The organism is Paenibacillus sp. 01T424 (assembly GCF_056398745.1).
Window position 1 is genome coordinate 11,803 of the sequence record NZ_JBFTPZ010000020.1, and the last position, 18,311, is coordinate 30,113.

The window sequence follows — 18,311 nt, forward strand, 5'->3', positions numbered from 1 at the left end:
GCAGTCTCTCCTGTTCTATAGACCACGATCTTTGGAAGCATGCCATTTTGTTTACTTATGTATCATTATTTTCATAAAAAGAGAGGACTCCAGCATGCGTTTAAGAGAAAACACATTTGCCAAAATGATTACATTGATCGTCCTTTTGCTTATCCCGATCATTATTTTGTATACGCTTTCTATACGGACAAGCATCGGAGTTATCACGGAAGAAATGAAATCGTTGAAGCAGAAGGACATTACATTTCTAGCGAGCGAGGTTGATAAAAGCGTAACAACGCTTTCGACGCTTGGCTTTCTGCTCAGCGAAGATATCCATATCCAGCAGCTGCAAAATTTACATTTAATTGAAAGCACATACCAGCGAAACGATGAGAAGCTGCGCATTCTCGAGAGGCTTCGCCTGCTCAATGTCGCACAGCGCTGGGATACGCAATACAGCATTACAGCGCCGGCAAGCAAGCAGCTCGTCTCAACAAATACGTATCTCTCGTATGATCTCGAATCGATCAAAAAAATATTGACCCCGACCTGGAAGTACGAGGAAATGACGATTCAAAACATAAAGCAAAATCGTTTCGTACGCCATATCGTCAAGCCAAAAAGCAAAATCACAGATATAGAGAAAGCCGGTATCATCGTTGAGATTTCTTTTCCAGAGGAGCATCTCATTAAAGATTTGGATACGTTCAAGCTGGCAGGCAAAGGCGATCCGTTTCTTGTCCATTCCGATGGGCGCATGATAAAAAATAAAACGGCCGATAAAGAAATGACCAAGAGCATTCAAGCGCTGCTCAAAAAAATGACCGTCCCAGAAGCGTCCAATCAAATTATGACGATAAATGGGGATGATTTTCTCGTCACCTCTGCGCATGTAAAAACGTTGGATTGGTATTTGATTGACTACGTACCGCTTGCAAATGTTTTGAAACCTATCGTCAAAAGCCAAAATTTATTTTACGGCTCCGTCGGTTTGCTGCTCATTATGAGCTTGCTCGCAGGTTATTTGCTTTATCGAAATGTACAGCGCCCAATCGGTTTGCTTATTCGGAGTGTGAAACGGCTGCAGGAAGGCAACTATTCCGCAAGAATAACGGTAAACCCCAAAAATGAATTTACTTATTTATTTCAAAGATTTAACGATATGGCTGCGAATACGGAACAGCTTATTCAGAAGGTTTATGTGGAGGAGCTTCGCAGGCGTGAAGCCAATGTAAAGCAGCTGCAATCCCAGATTAATCCGCATTTTTTATACAATTGTTTCGCGCTCATACGCAGCCTCGCTAGGCTGGATAAAAAGGAATCTGTCATGCGGCTTGCCATGCACTTGTCTACCTATTATCGCTATACGACAAGGGTCGAGAAGCTGACCGCAACGCTGAGGGAAGAGCTGCAGCTTGTTGAGAGCTATTTGGAAATTCAACAATTTCATATCCAGCACCTGTCCTATCGCATCGAGGTGCCTGATTCGATGCTTGGTGCTCAGATTCCGCGTCTGCTCCTGCAGCCTGTCGTTGAAAACGCGGTGCTGCACGGGATTGAACGATTTGACGGTGATGGGCTCATCACCATTTCCGGTGAAAGCAATGATCGCTATCACACGATTATTGTAGAAGATAACGGGATGGGGATGACGGACGAAGCCCTTCGAAAGCTGGAGAAAAAAATTATCAATCCGCCTGATGATACGAGCGGCTGCGCGCTGTGGAATATTAGGCAGCGGATGCTGTTCCAATTTGGTTCTGAGGCATCAATCAGCTTCCGAATTCGCGAAGAAGGCGGCGTTGCTGTGTACCTGTCTTGGCCGCATGAAAACTATGCCAACTAGATGAATGAATAGGAGCTGTTCACCATGTATCAACTTTTAATTGTCGATGACCAGCCTGATCTCGTAGAGGATTTAGCCAGTAATTTACCATGGAGCTCAGTTGGCATTGATTCCGTCTATCAGGCACACTCTGGGCGGGAAGCACTTGAAATTATGCAGGCTACGCCTATTGATATCGTCATTACAGATATTCATATGCCCGGCCTCTCCGGCCTTGATTTAATCGAGCAAATCAAAGCATCATGGAGCAATGTGAAATGTATTTTATTGTCCGGCTATAATGATTTTGAGTATGCCCAAAAAGCACTTCAGTTCCAAGCAAGCGACTATTTGCTCAAGCCTGCTGAAGACGAAGAGCTGCTGCAAGCCGTTCGGAAAGCAGCTTCCCAGCTGGAAGAGCATTGGAAGGAGGTCAGCTCGCATCAAAGCGCGCTAACCTCTTTGAAAGAAAATGTCCCTATTTTACGAAATCATCTTCTGCTCTCACTTCTGAAGGGACAGGCCTACAGCGACGAAAAATTAAAAGAAAAGCTCGACATTCTGAACCTCGCTTTTCATCCAAAAGAGCCATATTGTATGATGCTAATGCGGATGGAGGACTACTTCTATGAGCAAAGCGAACGTGACAGCTCGCTGCTTGAATACGCCGTGTGCAACATCGCGGAGGAAATATTTACAGAGGAATATAGGTTATGGCATACGAAGGACGAGCATGGCTACTTTGTATTTCTCATTATGGGCAAAGAAAATCAACGCCAAGAGCAAGCTTCCATGCTGCATCTCATTGAGCAAAAAGCAGCACAGCTTCAGCATTATGTGAAATTGTATTTAAAGGGGACCGTATCGTTAGTCATTACGAAGCAGGATGTATTTCCGCTTGAGCTTCGTGAAACCTATGATTTCTCTCTTATCAACTTTAGACAGCGCATTGGCAGTGAACGCGGATTTCTCCTCACACTGACAGAGGAATCACAGCAAGGAGAAGCGAATTCCCTCTCTCATTTATACAATCCGCCGCTGCTTATTCATTTGCTTGAGGCAGGACAATGGGACGCGATCGAGGAGAAACTAAATCTTGCGTTTGAGGAGCTGGAGCTTAAATGGGGCGAGTCGCATGAGCATATTTTGGAAACCTATTTCATGATTGCAAGCTCGTTAAGTTTCTCCATTCATAAAAACAAGCTGTGGATGTCCGACATTATGGGATCTGAGTTCAATCAACTGCTTAGCGGTCCCCACTTTCATACGATTAAGCAGCTTCGCACTTGGACGTCTGGCATACTTGATAACTATAGAAGCCATATGACTAGCAAAGTACAGCATTCTCGTTCCAGTACGATTCAGAAGGTTCAAGAATATGTTTCAAGCCATTTAGAAGACGCTTCACTGCAATCGATTGCTTCCCATGTATTTCTGAATCCGTCCTACTTGTCAAAAATATATAAGCTGGAAACCGGCGAAGGCATAAGCGACTACTTATCCAGATTGAAAATGGAGACGGCAGCGCATATGCTTCGCACGACAACAGACAAAATTTACGAGATAGCAGCTAAAGTCGGTTATTTGAAAACGAGTTATTTCATAAAGGTGTTCAAAGATCGATACGGCATTACCCCGCAGGAATTCCGTGATCGTTAAGCGGTGATCGCAAAATAATTATAAAAGCCATCTTTTTCAGTAAAAAAGATTCGAGCTTGACGCTCCAAATATACCAAATGCGCAAGTGTCTCCGACATTGCAAATCTCAGCTGATGCGCATTCCCGTTCAGACGATTGCCGAATAGAGCCTCGCACATGCCATAGGCAGTGCGGGGCTCTTCTTCGAGCATCCGAACCATTTTGTCTAACCTCCGTATATGATGCTGCTGCAGCTCCAATATCCTGCCATGGAAATCGGTAAAAGGATCCCGATGTCCTGGAAAAGCCAATTGAACCTCATAATGAGCAAGCTCCTGCAAGCTGCCCAGAAATGCTTCCAATGGATCGCCATCCTCACCGGGCACTATGCTCACATTCGGGGTAATATGAGGCATCACCTGATCTCCGCATACCATCCATTTGCGTTCTTTCTGATAGAAACATAGCTGACCATTTGCATGACCAGGCGCGTCAATTAGAAGCCAGCTCATTCCGCCAATTATGATTTGATCTCCCGCTTCGATATAGGTTACCTCTGGTTGAGGGGATACCATCTCCACAAAGGTTTCAAGATTTTGCGCAATAGCCTCTCTATGCTGAATCGGCATACCATGCTTCGCATATAGAGCCTGCAGCTGCTCGCCGAACTCACTTTTTTCTCCCCACAGCCTAATCGCATAGTCATGTGCCCTGCGTGAAATAAATACAGGCGCCCCGCTTCTCTCTTGCACATAACCAGCGAGGCCATAATGATCGGGATGCTGATGCGTCAAAATGATTCTTGTAACATTGCTCCACTCCAGGTTATGATGCTGCAAGACTTTATCCCATACCTGAATGGCTTCGTCCGTTCGCAGTCCCGGATCAATGAGCGTATATCCCTGTTCTTCGGGTATAAGATAGCTATTAACCCACTTGAGGGAAAAGGGAACCGGGACCTTTACCTGCAGCCATCCTTCCTGCCACGAAACCGTATGTAAAGACTCCTGTTCATTTGAAGACGGCATGCTGCTTGAATCCTTGTTTTCAAATATCATCTTTTAGCTCTCCCTGTCATAATCATTCGCGGAGAAGCCTCTGGATCGTATTTCGAACCATCGTAATTGCCGTACAGCTTGTCTATCCTAAGACTGCAAGCATCTAGATTGTTTTCGAACCAGTCTAGGTTGTACAGCCTTACCTGTTCTAAATACTGTCTTGGCTTCTCTTCTTTTTCCGGATTGAAGATTGAAATGCCCTTCTGCACCCAACCATTTGCAATGGATCTTGCCTCTTGTATAAGCAGACCTGTCTCCTCATCGATACGTTCCGATCGGGGCACCAAGGTTTGAGCCACATAAATAGGATTAAGGAAATCGATTAAAAAACAACCGTCTGTACGCAGCACTCTCCGAATATGCCGAAGCACGCTCACATTATCTTCCTCTGCTGTGAAATAGCCAAATGAGGTAAATAAATTGACAGTCGCGTCAAAACGCTCCGCCTCAAACGGCAGCTCCCGCATATCCCCTTTAACCCATTCAACAAGTCCATCTTCATCATGACGATGAGCTTCATCAAGCAATGCAGTCGATAAATCCATACCTGTAACGGTGTAGCCAAGATTTGCTAAAGCGAGTGAATGCCTTCCCATTCCACAGCCTATATCAAGTACATGAGAACCTTCCGCCAGCTCTAGCCAAGCGATCATTTTGGAAGCTTCTTTATTTGCATTTTCCCAATCGCGATGTTTGTAGACAAGCATATAATCGGAGCCGAAGCTCTGTTCGTACCATGGTTTCATATTAATGCTCTCCTTCATCATGGTCATGCGAATTGCTTGCGAATGATGATCACTTTATTGTACTTGAATTCCAACTTACTGGCAAAATCGAATCAAATAAGGATAGTTTTCAAATTATACGTGCAAACTATGGAAGCTTATCCAGATCTTTTTGCAACTCAGCATCATTTGAAGGGAGGAACCGGCATGAATGAACGTATTCGTTTATTATTTGCAGAAGCCATCGATATCAAATTGGAAAATTTGAAAAATAGCGAAATGAGTATCGAAGTCGCCTATATCGAACCGTTATGCGAAGAGAAAAAAATAAGCGATTTCATTATCGTCCCTTTTATAAAAGAGGAATATTCGTTTCAAGCTCAGCTGGATACAAATCCCGATTATGRAATACTGGAAGATGTCGCTATGTGGCAAAGTCTTCTTCTGCGCGGGCATGTCCTGATTCAAGCAAATGAAGTCGTCTATTCATTCAAAGCTGAACGTGTCATCTGTATTGAGAATTCACAAACACAAGTGGAAAGTGCTATTCAGGGCCCTCAGATCGCATTAAGCGAAAATATAAATATATCACTCAATCTGATCCGCGGCATGTACCCTTCCCCCGATCTTTCGGTAGAAGAGCATACAATTGGAACATTGTCCCAAACACCCGTGTTCGCCTTATTTGATCAGAGACGTGTAGATCCTACCGTACTTGATAATGTACGTACAAAGTTAACAACGATTAACGTGGAAATGCTTCAATCCGCTGGTGAGCTTGAGAAGCTGTTAGTCGGCAATCGCAAGCATTTGTTTCCAACTATTCTTATTACAGAACGTCCTGACCGCATTACCAGTGCGATTTCCAAAGGGAAAATAATCATTCTCGTAAAGGGAAACATGTTCGCTCTTATTTTGCCGTCCACTTTTTTTGATTTCATGCACGCAGTAGAGGATGATTACGACTCCTATTGGATGACTCGTTTTCTTATCTTCCTTCGTTACACTTCAACTTTGCTCACAATCACTTTGCCTGCTCTCTATATTTCCGTTGTCTCCTATAATCCAGAGCTGTTTCGCGTGCAGCTTGCTTTCTCCATTGCAGGCAGCCGTTCTGCTGTTCCTTATCCATCGTTCATAGAAGTATTTATTATGCTCTTTATGATCGAAACACTAATCGAGGCAAGCATTCGCTTGCCCAGGTACATCGGCTCCACGGCTACAACCGTTGGAGGACTTATTCTAGGACAAGCCGCTCAGCAAGCTGGTCTCGTAAGCAGCATTATGATTATCGTAACGTCAGTCGTAGCTATTTCGAATTTCGTTATTCCTGTCAATTCGCTGTCATTTGCTGTCCGTTTTTTAAAGTATCCGCTAATCGGAATCTCTATTTTCTTTGGCATCACTGGAGTAGCCGTTGGTTTGTTTATCTATATCACTTATTTATGCAGCCTAAGAAGCTTTGGCAAGCCATATATGCGTATTTTCGGAAAACTAAGGCCGTTAGAAGGCGATGTGGGGCAGGTGAAGATTAAATGAACCGTTATTTCTATTACAACTTTATACTCGTGAGTTTCATTAATCTATTGCTGTATGTCCCACATATCCTTATTCAATATCGCTATACCGGTGCCGTATCTTCTATTGTGGTCGGGATTGTTATTGGTACGATACTCGTCTATATGTATACAAGTGCAATGGCTCGTTATCCGGGAAAAGGATTGCCTGAGATATTAAAGCTACATTCTCCGCAATGGCTCGTTACGGTCTCCATGTTATTTTTTTCAGTTATGTGGTGGTTTGCAACGACTATCGTTGTTGTTGCCTACGCCATTCTTATTAATCGTTTTTTCAATCCAGACGCGGATGCGAATATTATTCTAGCCATGCTCGTCATTGCCTGCGGTTATGCTGCCACACGTTCAACCCTCTCAGTAATGTTCATCGTTGAAATCGGCATGATCGTAAATGCTCCAATCATCATCTTTATATTGTTTAAAGCCGTACGAAGCAATCAGCTTAATTGGGATGCGATTCATGTCGTAGCCAACTACATAACGGAAATGCCTACATTGACCTGCATTGCAGCCTCTACGTTCATTTTTACCGGTTATATTAATCTTTCATTGTTCAATCGGCTATTTCCACCAAATTTCCGTTTTAAATTCCGCTTTATCTATCCGATAGCCGGCGCTGTTATTTTATTGATTACATTTTTTGTGCCCATTGGTTTTCATGGAACGGAAGGCGTAAACCAATACATTTACATATGGAGCCAGACCGCTGATTCCCTGCTTATGCAATACGGCTTTATTGAACGTGTGTTGTTTCTTTTTCTAATCGTTTTTTTGAACCTAACTCTCGTTTATACGATGTCCGGCTGGCATCAGGCGATGGAGTTTGTGAAATCTTGTTTTCCAAGCTATAGGCCGGAGTTTGATAGTCTCAAAACACCGATGTCCAACTATGTCATCGTCGGCATTTTTGCATTGCTCTCCATCCTATATCTCATGCTGACGAACGAAAAGATGAACATGATCATTACTACCTATTGGCTCATTGTCCGATTTTTCGTGGAAATATTAATCGTCGTTTGGGTGTTCGTGCTTAGCAAAAGGAGGTCCAAAGCCGTATGAGCATCACCTTTCGAGTCTTTTTGTTAATCCTCTCTCTTGGTTTGCTTGGCGGCTGCGGGTTCAAGGATATCGACAAACGATTCTTCGTGGTCGCTCTTGGCATAGATGCTTCAGATAATGAGAAAAAACCGTTTCGTCTTTCCCTGCTGCTTGCTGTTCCGTCTCCAAAGATCGAGCCTGGCGCATCGAAAACGCAGATCGAGACCATTGATACAGAAACCGTCGCAGAAGGCATTCGAATGTTGAAATCCTACGTCGACAAGGAGCTGGATTTCGGGCATTGCAAAGTGTTTCTCATTGGTGAGAAGATTGCCCGCCAAAACTATACGGAAATATTGCAATGGATGTCGCGGAGAAGAGATATCCAAAGTGTCGCCGATATTGCTATCGGGAAACCGGACGCGGAATCACTGCTGAAAATAAAGCCTGTGTCCGAGCGTTATCCGGGCAACACGCTTTTTTTAAGCTTTGGAGCTGACGGAACCGAGTCATCCTATACTTACGTAGAAACGTTATCAGACTTCGCTAGGCGTGCTTCCGAGGAAGGACTCGATCCGCTGATGCCTGTTATTACAAAGGATGGTAAAAAGAGCTTCGTCATCAACCGAACAGCGCTGCTGGACAAAACAAAGGTCAAGCTTATATTGTCTCCAGCTGAATCGCAGCTTTACAATCAGCTCGCGGAAGATTTCACCAAATCTTCGATGCATGGCATGTTTGAAGGCTTGGATTTAGTCGTTGCGATTACGGATATGCACTCAAATTTCCGACTCGGTAAGCAAAACGGCCAAGACACGATCACGCTTGATGTGAAGATCAGGGTCGTATTTGAGGAAGCGCCAAAAGGCATATATGAAGATCAGTGGCAGCCCATTGAGCAAAATTTAAATAAGGAATATGCTGAATCTTGCCTCGCGCTTCTCAAAAAAATCCAAAAAGCAAATGTAGATCCCATAGGTTTCGGACTGCGCTATCGAGCTACCCATCCTGGTAAGGAGGCTTGGCAGCAGTGGCAGTCCATCTACCCTAACGTTAAATTTATCGTAAATGCCAATATAAAAATTGAAGGAACAGGCATTATCAAATAGGGTTAGCACCAAAAACAAAAGAGGTGAGCCAGAAGCTTGTTGCTTCTGGCTCACCTCGAATGATATTTAACTATTATTTTAGGATCAATCGGTTTGTTTGACGCAGCTCATTAACCGTACCAACGCCAATGCCAAACATCGCCGTACGCATTTCAAACTCAATGCGTTCGAATTGCTGCAGCAATTGCTCCTGCGAAATTTCCTTGCTGCTGCTAGCCGCTTGCGGCAGCAATACGCGTCCAAAGCCAGCAAGATTTGCGCCTAGCGCAATTGCTTTCGCAGCATCAACACCCGTACGCAAACCTCCGCTTGCAATAATATTAGCCTCGGGAAGCGCAGCGCGAATTTCTGTCACACTCTCAGCAGTCGGTATGCCCCAATCCGCGAATGCTTCAGCAGCTTGCCTTCTTAGATCATCGGTGGAGCGAAACTTCTCGACTTGGCTCCATGAAGTTCCACCCGCTCCAGCAGCGTCAATAAAGGAAACGCCTGCACCCACAAGCGCTGCTGCTGTTTCCGCATCAATGCCCCAGCCCACTTCTTTTACTCCAACCGGTACATTAAGCGACCTGCAAACCTGCTCAATCGAAACCAATAAATTGCGGAAATCGGTATCTCCTTCGGGTTGAAACACCTCTTGCATGCTGTTGAGATGCAGGACTAACGCATCCGCTTCAGCAATGTCTACAGCTCTGCGGCATGATTCTACACCAAAACCATAATTCAACTGAACCGCACCAATGTTAGCAATAACCGGTACGGTAGGCGCATCTTTCCGTATGGAGAACGAAGCTGCGAGCTGTTCGTTTTCTATTGCGGCGCGCATGGAGCCTAGCCCAATCGCCCAGCCCCTCGTTTCTGCCACAACCGCCAATCGACGATTAATAGCCCCTGCTTCATCCGTTCCTCCAGTCATGGAGCTAACGAGCAGTGGGGCTCCAAGCTTTTTGCCGAACCAATCTGTATTTAGGCTTACTTCAGCGAAGGAAAGCTCAGGCAGTGCATTATGCTTAAAGCGGTACCGCCCCAAGCCCGTTTCAATGCCAACGCTGTTTACTTGCTCCTGCAAGCAAATACGTATATGTTCTCCTTTACGCTTTGCAGTTGCTGCTTGCTGATCTACTGACATGCTTGTTCCTCCCAAGCTTAAACGGCCAACGCCTTTTATAGCAGCGCCGCTCACGTTTCGCTTCTCTATCTTCTATTCCTGCGTATTCAACTTGTGAATTTCCTCATCAATAAGCTGAACATATATGTATCCATTAGGCCTGCTTGCACTTTACACTTCATAACCTTTTCAGCGTAGTAACTATGTACTAGTTTAGCACATTTTTTTGATTCACGCTCTCAACTCCACGACATTGACACATAAGCTGATCCGTCCATTCTGATGCATGCGCTCTGGCGTCTAGAATAGTTCTTCTAATAAATGTGGCATTATAAAGAGACTAACCCCAATCCTAAAAATATGAGCCTGACCGATGAGTTAGAAGCGACGGCTAGCTCAGTAGATAAATGATTTTTACAATCATTTATTTGAATTTTACAATCATTTTATCTTGTTAAACCGTCGAAATTCATATAAAATATAACTAACAAAAGCCTTATAGGGGGACTAAACATGGAAATGATTATATTTGATACACAACAGGAATTAGATGCTTATGCTGCGGAATTATTTGTAGGTATCGTTAAAGAGAAACCAGATGCAGTACTAGGCCTTGCAACAGGATCGACACCCATCGGAATTTATGACAAAATAGTAGAACTGCATAAACAAAACAACGTTAGCTTTAAAGATGTGACAACGTTCAATTTGGATGAATATGTCGGAATCAAGCCTGATAACGACCAAAGCTACGCCTACTACATGAAGCAGCATCTGTTCTCGCACATCGATATTCCCGAGAACCAAATCCATTTGCCAAATGGCATGGCTTCGGATGTTGAGCTGGAATCGAATGCTTACGATGCAATGCTAGAAGCAAGACCAGTAGATATTCAATTGCTTGGTCTAGGCCACAACGGTCATATTGGATTCAATGAGCCTGATGTTAATCTTTCTGGCGGCACTCACGTTGTTAAATTAAAAGAGGAAACGCGTGAAGCAAATGCTCGTTTCTTCGATTCTATGGATGAAGTACCTGAGTATGCAATTACGATGGGTGTTGGCTCTATTTTAAAAGCTAATACGATCGTGCTGGCTGTTCGTGGTGCTGACAAAGCAGAAATTGTAAAAGAAGCATTGACTGGTCCAATTACGACTAACGTACCGGCTTCATTGCTGCAAACTCATGCGCGCGTCATTGTTCTACTAGACCGCGAGGCGGGAAGGATGTTAAGTTAAATGACCCTAAACTCTGCAAACTGGTTCATCCACAACGTAAATATCGTGCTTGAAGATGGGATAGTTAACGGCAGTGTTTTTGTACAAGATGGGAAAATTGCAAAAATTATTGCCCAAGATGACAACGAGGCAGCAAATGAGGCTTCAGATGCACAGTTGTCTATAGACGGAAAGGGAGGCTGGCTGCTTCCTGGTTTTATTGATGTGCATGTTCACGGTGGATTTGGTGCGGATTTTATGGATGCCAGCCGTGAAAGCTTTGACACCATTACTAAATTCCATGCCTCACAAGGTACGACAGGCATGCTTGCTACAACGATGACTGCTCCTAAGGAAGCAATTGAAGACGTATTGCATGCCGTTGCAGATTACCGCAGCAGTGAAATGCCTTACGCAGCCTTGTATGGCGTACATTTGGAAGGCCCGTTCATAAGCGAGGCATGGCCAGGCGCTCAAAACCCAGCTTATATTAAAACACCTCAGCTGGAATGGATGCAGCAATGGCATGCCAAGTGGCCCGATCTTCTCCGTCAGCTTACACTGGCTCCTGAGAAAAGCGGTGCGATTGAGACCATCGCTTGGCTTGCTGAGCAAGGGATCGTCACAGCCTGCGGGCATACGGATGCTGTCTATGATGAAGTGATCGCTGCTGCTGATGCTGGCCTTACGCAGGCTGTTCATACCTATAATGCAATGCGTGGTCTGCATCACCGTGAGCCCGGAACGCTAGGAGCTGTATTGACCGATGACCGAATTGTGGCCGAGCTCATAGCCGATGGTATTCACGTGCATCCTGCTGCAATTCGTTTGGTGCTCGCTGCTAAACCTTTAGATAAGGTTATACTGATCACAGATGCGATGGCAGCAGCAGGCATGCCGGAAGGCGAATATAGTCTCGGAGGCTTAGCCGTCATCGTAAAAAACGGCGAAGCAAGATTAAAAGATGGCAACGCCCTAGCAGGCAGCTGTTTAACGATGATTGGTGCCGTACGCTTTATCCATGAGCATACCAACCTATCGCTTTCTGAAATTAGTCGGTTGGCTAGTGGCAATGCAGCAAAACAGCTTGGCATCAGCGACCGTACAGGTACAATTACGAGCGGCAAACAAGCTGATCTTGTATGGATTGACTCGCAAATGCAGGTTCAACAGACTTGGGCGCAAGGCCGTTCCATATACGAGGCTRAACAAGCGTAAAAAAAGCAAGAGGTTCCGTGCTCAAAGGTTAGATAACCTTTGAACACGGAACCTCTTTTTAATATTTGTTAATCCGTCACGTATACGGAAATACCGTGCTGCTTCATTTCAGCTGCAAGCTCATCAGTGAGCGGAACATCCGTAATGACGCCTTTCAGCTCGGATAAGGATGCAATGGAAAATAACGAGGTGCGATCTGTCTTCGTATGATCGAATACGGCATATGCCGCTTGTGAACGCTTAATGAGTGCTTTAGCAATTTGCGCTTCTTGCTCGGAGTAGGTCGTGATGCCGCCAGCAGCAGATATACCATCAACACCGATAAACATCTTTCCGATATGCAAATGAGCGACCATTCCCTCACCTAGAGGACCGCACAGCTCAAAGCTGTTATGGCGCATAATGCCGCCGGTAACGACAACCTGAATATCGCTGCCTGCCAGCTCCATCGCGATATTAACCGCATTGGTTACTACCGTGATGCCTCGCCTCGATTTGATCATCTTAGCAATAAGGAAATTTGTTGTACCGCCAGAGAGACCAATCACATCGCCTTCCAAAATTAAAGAAGCAGCTAATTCCGCGATATGCTCTTTCTCTAGAATCGACAAACCTTCCTTCTCCGCAAAAGGCAAATCCCTAACTGAATTCATTCCATCGTACATCGCACCGCCAATTGTCCGAATAACCGGATAATCAGCTTCCATTTGCTCAAGATCTCTTCGAGCCGTCGCCTCAGAGCAGCCGAAGCGCTCAACCATTTCCAAAATCGTCACCCTGCCCTGCTGCTTCAAAAGCTGCAGAATAGCTTCACGGCGACGCTGACCCTTGTTACCGATCAATTCAGCCATTGTCAGCGCTCCACCCAAGCCTTGGCGGACATCCGCTGTTGGACGACACTCCATTCCGGCAAAGCTTCCCAGTCGCCACGCATTTGAACGACTAATGATCCATTAATACTTGCAAGGCGTACTGCTTCTACAGGGGATAAGCCCTTCATAATTCCTGCCAAGAAACCAGCGCAAAAGCCGTCACCCGCGCCTACAGTATCAACAACCTGCTCAGCCGGATAAAAAGGCAAGCTTTCTTCCTGCCCTTTGTTTAGAACAATCGTCGTGTCGCCTCTGCCTTTAATGATCGACACCGCTTTTAATTGATTTAGCTGGCCTTTAATATGCTCATAATCGTCTGTTTCGTACAATAGCTTAAGCTCGTCCCATCCTGGCAAAAAGTAATCCGCATCTGCTGCAAGCGGCAGCAGTGCTGCACGAGCTTCTTCGATTGACCACAGCTTAAGCCGCAGGTTCGGGTCAAAGCTGACAAGCACCCCAGCTTCCTTCGCAATATCGATAGCGCGACGAACCGTCTTGCGGCAATCCTCGCTAAGTGCAGCTGTGATACCGGTTACATGAAGCAGTTTAGCACCGCGAATATAATTCTCGTCAAGATGCTCAGGCAGCATCCGACTAGCTGCCGAATGCTTTCTGAAATAATGAACGGCTGTTCTACCTGCTACATGCTCACGAAACATCATGCCCGTAGGAGCTTCCGAGCTAAGCTGCGCACGAGATACGTCTACACCCTCGCCCCGCAGCGTCTTCAAAATAATTTTGCCAAACGGATCGTCGCCGAGAGCGCCAAACCATCCAACAGAGGAGCCTAGACGTGCAAGTCCTATTGCGACATTGCTTTCCGCTCCGCCAAAGCTTTGTTCCAGCGTAGCGGCGCGTTCGATTGACTTATGCTCCTCTGGCATAAACAAAGCCATTGATTCGCCAAACGTAACAATTTGCGGCGATGATTCTAACACGTAAAAATCCCCCTATAGCGTTATATAATCGGCGTTATCCATATTAGCTTTAKATCATCGGAAACTTCATGAAGTAGATAATAGCGATATATAGCACCAATACGATGATGCTCATCACGCGTGCTTTGTTAATGTGTGCAGTTGCGCTTTTGCCTTCTTGAATGGAAGCTACTACAAGCTTAAGCGGCTTGGAAATAATTCCGCCTAGTGCCGCAATTGCCAGGAACAGCAAAATAATAATGACCATCCATGCCACCTTGTAATCCGCTTGCGACATCAAATATCCACCTGTTAGCAGCTGCAAAACTAGAAAATATTGCGCAATTCGGTTTGCCGAACGCAGGCCGTCAGCTAATCCGCCTTGTCCAACTCCGGCAAGCTTAGTAGCTCTACCTAGCATGATTGGAAGAACGATATAGAAGCCCATACCTACTGCACCAATCACGTGCAAAAATAACATTACTTTAAACATTTTAACTCCTCCTGTTTTGGTGAAGCGTAATCATCCATTCATTGATTCGCAATTGCCAAAATTAATTCTATAAATAGTTTATCAGAAACGAGATTTTTTTCAAATGACTATGCTCCTGAACCGAGGTTTTATACCCTTTTTTGTTGAATTAGCTCCGAAATCGTTCCCTAAATTTTCACACTTTAATTAGAAAGCTCATTTTAATCGATTTTCGGTTGGCTTTAAGCTTTAAAGCCGTATTTACTCATAACCCCATGAATTGCAAAATAAGTAACTTCCTCAGGCAACGCATCCTTTATGGGACGCAGCTTATCGATTCCTTGCTCGCCAATGGCATGGACGATCAATTGCTCATATTCTGCTGGAATGATTCTGCTCCAATCGATTTCTTCACCTTCATCTGCACACCGTATGATATGTCCTTCAACGGTTACTTTCGTTAATCCGCGTTCCTTCGCTATTTCATCAGGTTCCAGCCCACTTTGAAATAGCTCGAGCGTAGCATAGTGACTTGGCTGCTCATCATTCGTTGCTGCCTTCTTGACGACTGACGGCTCTCTAGCCGCAGTTATTATCATTCCTTCGGCTTGACCTTCGCCTCCGAATGAATGAATAATCGAGAGCAGATCTTCTCCATATTTCTCCGCCTTCGCAGCACCAATCCCCTTCACGCTAAGCAATTGATTCTCGTTTTGCGGACGAGCCATTGCGATTTCTCGCAGCGTTGCATCAAAGAACAACATAAATGGAGGCACACCCTCTGTAGCTGCCTTTTCTTTGCGCCATTGCTTGAGCGCATCGAATAGAGGTGAAGCAGCTGCTGAATCGGAAGAGGCTGCTTGCCGAACCGTTGCTCTAACTCTTTGCATAATTGGTTCGCGGCCTTCCAGTACCGGCAGTGCGCTCGCAGTTAGCGAGACGACTGGATATTGCCCTTCACTAAGCTTTAAGTATCCTTCAGCCACGAGCCAATAAAGCCAATCCGCTATCTCTTTCTCGGGCAAATGCCGCATTAAACCGTAAGTAGTCAAACGATCGAGCCCAAATTCAAGCAGCCGTTTATCACGCGATCCCTTTAGTACTTTGGCTGCCATCGTTACACCGAAACGCCCTCTCATTCGACCTACGCAGGAGAGCGCCATCTTCGCTTCCTCCGTCCGGTTAACCGGCTCGCTCTTATCGAGACAGCTGCTGCATTTCCCGCATGCCACAACATCCGTCTCTCCGAAATAATCAACGATAAACTGCTGCAAACAACGCTGTGTCCGACTATAGTTCATCATGGTATGGAGCTTAGATAGCTGAATCGATTTACGATCTGAATCCCCAGTGCCCTGTTCGATCAGAAAGCGTTGCACCTGCATATCAGCCGGTTCAAACAAGAGAATGCATTCGCTCTCCTCTCCATCACGGCCGGCACGGCCAGCTTCTTGGTAATAGGATTCAATATCGCTAGTCATTTGCCAATGCAGCACATAACGAACGTTTGGTTTATCTATGCCCATTCCAAAAGCGTTCGTTGCAACCATTACACGAATCTCATCGAATCGAAACTTCTCCTGCGTGTCAGCGCGCTCAGCATCCGACAACCCACCGTGGTATTTGCCTGCTTGAATGCCTCTGCGTGTTAATTGCTCATATACATTCTCTACTTCTTTTCTAGTTGCTGCATAGATAATGCCTGATTGATCCTTACGCCCTGATATGAAGCTCTCAAGAAACTTTTTCTTATCCACGCCTGTAACGACGGATAGAGACAAATTCGGTCTCGCAAATCCCGTTACAAAAATGCTAGGTTCACGCAGCTTGAGCATTTCTGAAATATCAAGCGCTACCTCGTTTGTAGCTGTAGCTGTAAACGCCGCAACGAGCGGCCGATCTTTCATTCGAGCAATCCAGCCTGCCAGCTGACGATAGCTGGGACGGAAGTCATGCCCCCACTGCGATACGCAGTGAGCCTCGTCTATCGCAATGAGCGGTATAGTGAGCGTCTCAGATAACGATTGGAACATCGGCGCATCAAGTCGTTCAGGCGCAACATACAGCAGCTTATATTCTCCCATCATCGCGTTTCGCATCACATCTCGATATTCAGCTGCTCCTAGCGAGCTGTTAAGAAACGCTGCAGATACCCCGACTCGCCTCAGCGCATCAACCTGATCCTTCATGAGCGAGATGAGCGGCGAAATAACAAGAGACGTTCCCGGCAAAAGCATGGATGGAATTTGATAACAAATCGATTTTCCGCCGCCGGTCGGCAAAATAGCTAGTGTATCGCGTCCATTCATAATCCCCGATATAATGTCTTCCTGTCCTTTACGGAAAAAGTTATAGCCATATACCTGTTTTAAGGCTTGTCTTGCTTGTTCGATCAACCTGTACCCCTCCCATAGTAAACCTTTTCTTTTGTACCTTGAAAATAAACAAGAGGACCCTGGCAGCATTCTGTCAGGGTCCTCCCAAACGCATTCATTTATAAAAGCAGCAATTGAGCTTGCTTGCTAGCCTGTTACTACTTGGATAACGTTGCGTACGGATTGAGCAGATTTATCAAGTGCAGCCTTCTCTTCAGCAGTCAAATCAAGCTCAAGCACCTTTTCAATGCCGTCACCGCCAATGATTGTTGGCACACCCATGAACAAGTTATTATAACCGTATTCGCCTTCAAGCAAAGCGATAACTGGAATAATACGTTTTTTGTCTTTAAGGATGGCTTCTGTCATTTGAACCAGCGAAGCTGCAGGCGCATAATACGCGCTGCCGTTGCCGAGCAGGTTTACGATTTCGCCGCCGCCAACGCGAGCGCGTTGTACGATTGCTTCAATTCGTTCTGCTGATATAAGCTTCTCAATGGGGATGCCACCAACATTTGAGTAGCGAACGAGTGGGACCATATCGTCGCCATGCCCGCCAAGCACAAAGCCGCGAACATCTTCAACGGATACATTAAGTTCTTGCGCAATAAATGTGCAATAACGAGCTGTATCAAGGACGCCTGATTGACCGATTACACGGTTTTTAGGAAATCCAAGCGTTTGGAATGCTGCATAAGTCATCGCATCCACCGGGTTGCTTAAAATAATAACATAAGCGTTAGGGCTAGTTTCTTTAATGTTTTCGCAAACGGATCTTACGATTCCAGCGTTCGTGCTAACAAGGTCGTCACGGCTCATACCTGGTTTACGAGCGATGCCTGCAGTGATGATCACAACATCAGAATCTTTTGTATCTTCGTAGTTGGCAGTACCGATAATGTTTGCATCTACTCCAAGCACCGGTGTCGCTTCAAGCATATCAAGTGCTTTACCTTTAGTTGGGTTTTCAAGCGGTGCGATATCAACAAGAACAACATCGCCTAGTTCTTTTTGAGCTAGCATAAGTGCAGTAGTAGCGCCAGTGAAACCAGCTCCTACTACAGTAATTTTTTTACGCTTAATCGCCATCTGGTGTAAACCTCCTGTAACTTTAGTTAAAGGGGAGACCCCTTTGACCCCCTGTTTTCACTTGCAACCTCCCAAGAGATGTCGAACCCA

Annotated in this window: 15 protein-coding genes; 7 read left to right on the forward strand and 8 right to left on the reverse strand. The window is 45.4% G+C overall.

The window, feature by feature from the left end:
- Positions 1 to 94 precede the first annotated feature (94 nt).
- Positions 95 to 1,828 (forward strand): sensor histidine kinase, encoded by a 1,734-nt coding sequence (locus AC1DPK_RS16380; protein ID WP_441875682.1) that lies wholly within the window; start codon positions 95 to 97, stop codon positions 1,826 to 1,828.
- A gap of 24 nt (positions 1,829 to 1,852) precedes the next feature.
- Positions 1,853 to 3,466: a response regulator gene (locus tag AC1DPK_RS16385; protein WP_477510999.1), complete on the forward strand. Its 1,614-nt coding sequence runs from the start codon at positions 1,853 to 1,855 to the stop codon at positions 3,464 to 3,466.
- Here AC1DPK_RS16385 and AC1DPK_RS16390 read toward each other — a convergent pair.
- Positions 3,463 to 4,503, reverse strand: coding sequence for an MBL fold metallo-hydrolase (locus AC1DPK_RS16390; protein ID WP_477511000.1), 1,041 nt, complete (start codon positions 4,501 to 4,503; stop codon positions 3,463 to 3,465). The two genes, AC1DPK_RS16385 and AC1DPK_RS16390, sit on opposite strands and share 4 nt — an antisense overlap.
- Positions 4,500 to 5,249, reverse strand: coding sequence for a class I SAM-dependent methyltransferase (locus AC1DPK_RS16395; protein WP_441875673.1), 750 nt, complete (start codon positions 5,247 to 5,249; stop codon positions 4,500 to 4,502). The genes AC1DPK_RS16390 and AC1DPK_RS16395 overlap by 4 nt, the downstream gene beginning before the upstream one ends.
- A gap of 186 nt (positions 5,250 to 5,435) precedes the next feature.
- On the opposite strand from AC1DPK_RS16395, the gene AC1DPK_RS16400 reads away from it, so the two are divergent.
- From AC1DPK_RS16400 to AC1DPK_RS16410, 3 genes are read left to right on the forward strand one after another with little or no spacing between them, the layout of a single operon-like run.
- Positions 5,436 to 6,767, forward strand: coding sequence for a spore germination protein (locus tag AC1DPK_RS16400; protein WP_477511001.1), 1,332 nt, complete (start codon positions 5,436 to 5,438; stop codon positions 6,765 to 6,767).
- Positions 6,764 to 7,864, forward strand: a complete 1,101-nt coding sequence (locus tag AC1DPK_RS16405; protein WP_477511002.1) for a GerAB/ArcD/ProY family transporter — start codon at positions 6,764 to 6,766, stop codon at positions 7,862 to 7,864. The genes AC1DPK_RS16400 and AC1DPK_RS16405 overlap by 4 nt, the downstream gene beginning before the upstream one ends.
- Positions 7,861 to 8,952, forward strand: coding sequence for a Ger(x)C family spore germination protein (locus AC1DPK_RS16410; protein WP_477511003.1), 1,092 nt, complete (start codon positions 7,861 to 7,863; stop codon positions 8,950 to 8,952). The genes AC1DPK_RS16405 and AC1DPK_RS16410 overlap by 4 nt, the downstream gene beginning before the upstream one ends.
- 73 nt (positions 8,953 to 9,025) lie before the next feature.
- Here AC1DPK_RS16410 and fni read toward each other — a convergent pair whose 3' ends face one another.
- Positions 9,026 to 10,081, reverse strand: a complete 1,056-nt coding sequence (fni, locus tag AC1DPK_RS16415) for a type 2 isopentenyl-diphosphate Delta-isomerase (RefSeq protein ID WP_477511004.1) — start codon at positions 10,079 to 10,081, stop codon at positions 9,026 to 9,028.
- 492 nt (positions 10,082 to 10,573) lie between these two features.
- Between fni and nagB the strand changes: the two genes are divergently transcribed.
- Together nagB and nagA are read left to right on the forward strand one after the other, a co-directional pair.
- On the forward strand, positions 10,574 to 11,299 hold the full coding sequence (gene nagB / locus AC1DPK_RS16420) for a glucosamine-6-phosphate deaminase (RefSeq protein ID WP_076267784.1): 726 nt from the start codon (positions 10,574 to 10,576) through the stop codon (positions 11,297 to 11,299).
- The gene (gene nagA / locus AC1DPK_RS16425; RefSeq protein WP_477511005.1) at positions 11,300 to 12,496 is read left to right on the forward strand and encodes an N-acetylglucosamine-6-phosphate deacetylase; all 1,197 of its coding nucleotides are present in this window, start codon (positions 11,300 to 11,302) and stop codon (positions 12,494 to 12,496) included. It abuts the gene before it with no gap.
- A gap of 68 nt (positions 12,497 to 12,564) precedes the next feature.
- Here the strand turns inward: nagA and AC1DPK_RS16430 are convergent, their stop codons facing one another.
- The 5 genes from AC1DPK_RS16430 to mdh all read right to left on the reverse strand — a co-directional run bounded on the left by AC1DPK_RS16430 (position 12,565) and on the right by mdh (position 18,221).
- Positions 12,565 to 13,347, reverse strand: coding sequence for a DeoR/GlpR family DNA-binding transcription regulator (locus AC1DPK_RS16430; protein WP_441875652.1), 783 nt, complete (start codon positions 13,345 to 13,347; stop codon positions 12,565 to 12,567).
- Positions 13,348 to 13,349: 2 nt separating this feature from the next.
- Positions 13,350 to 14,306 carry a sugar kinase gene (locus AC1DPK_RS16435; protein ID WP_076267787.1) on the reverse strand — a complete coding sequence of 319 codons (957 nt, stop codon included), beginning with the start codon at positions 14,304 to 14,306 and terminating at the stop codon, positions 13,350 to 13,352.
- 49 nt (positions 14,307 to 14,355) lie between these two features.
- The gene (locus tag AC1DPK_RS16440; protein ID WP_076267788.1) at positions 14,356 to 14,778 is read right to left on the reverse strand and encodes a hypothetical protein; all 423 of its coding nucleotides are present in this window, start codon (positions 14,776 to 14,778) and stop codon (positions 14,356 to 14,358) included.
- 221 nt (positions 14,779 to 14,999) lie between these two features.
- Positions 15,000 to 17,153: a DNA helicase RecQ gene (gene recQ, locus AC1DPK_RS16445; RefSeq protein WP_477511006.1), complete on the reverse strand. Its 2,154-nt coding sequence runs from the start codon at positions 17,151 to 17,153 to the stop codon at positions 15,000 to 15,002.
- 126 nt (positions 17,154 to 17,279) lie between these two features.
- Complete coding sequence (mdh, locus tag AC1DPK_RS16450; protein ID WP_076267790.1) at positions 17,280 to 18,221, reverse strand: malate dehydrogenase; 942 nt, start codon at positions 18,219 to 18,221, stop codon at positions 17,280 to 17,282.
- Positions 18,222 to 18,311: the final 90 nt, after the last annotated feature.

Excerpts from the sequence above, each read along its gene's own strand:
- AC1DPK_RS16395 (WP_441875673.1), bottom strand. The coding sequence starts at position 5,249 with ATGAAACCATGGTACGAACAGAGCTTCGGCTCCGATTATATGCTTGTC.
- mdh (WP_076267790.1), bottom strand. The coding sequence starts at position 18,221 with ATGGCGATTAAGCGTAAAAAAATTACTGTAGTAGGAGCTGGTTTCACT.
- fni (WP_477511004.1), bottom strand. The coding sequence starts at position 10,081 with ATGTCAGTAGATCAGCAAGCAGCAACTGCAAAGCGTAAAGGAGAACAT.
- AC1DPK_RS16380 (WP_441875682.1), top strand. The coding sequence starts at position 95 with ATGCGTTTAAGAGAAAACACATTTGCCAAAATGATTACATTGATCGTC.
- AC1DPK_RS16385 (WP_477510999.1), top strand. The coding sequence starts at position 1,853 with ATGTATCAACTTTTAATTGTCGATGACCAGCCTGATCTCGTAGAGGAT.
- nagB (WP_076267784.1), top strand. The coding sequence starts at position 10,574 with ATGGAAATGATTATATTTGATACACAACAGGAATTAGATGCTTATGCT.
- AC1DPK_RS16390 (WP_477511000.1), bottom strand. The coding sequence starts at position 4,503 with ATGATATTTGAAAACAAGGATTCAAGCAGCATGCCGTCTTCAAATGAA.
- AC1DPK_RS16405 (WP_477511002.1), top strand. The coding sequence starts at position 6,764 with ATGAACCGTTATTTCTATTACAACTTTATACTCGTGAGTTTCATTAAT.
- AC1DPK_RS16430 (WP_441875652.1), bottom strand. The coding sequence starts at position 13,347 with ATGGCTGAATTGATCGGTAACAAGGGTCAGCGTCGCCGTGAAGCTATT.
- AC1DPK_RS16410 (WP_477511003.1), top strand. The coding sequence starts at position 7,861 with ATGAGCATCACCTTTCGAGTCTTTTTGTTAATCCTCTCTCTTGGTTTG.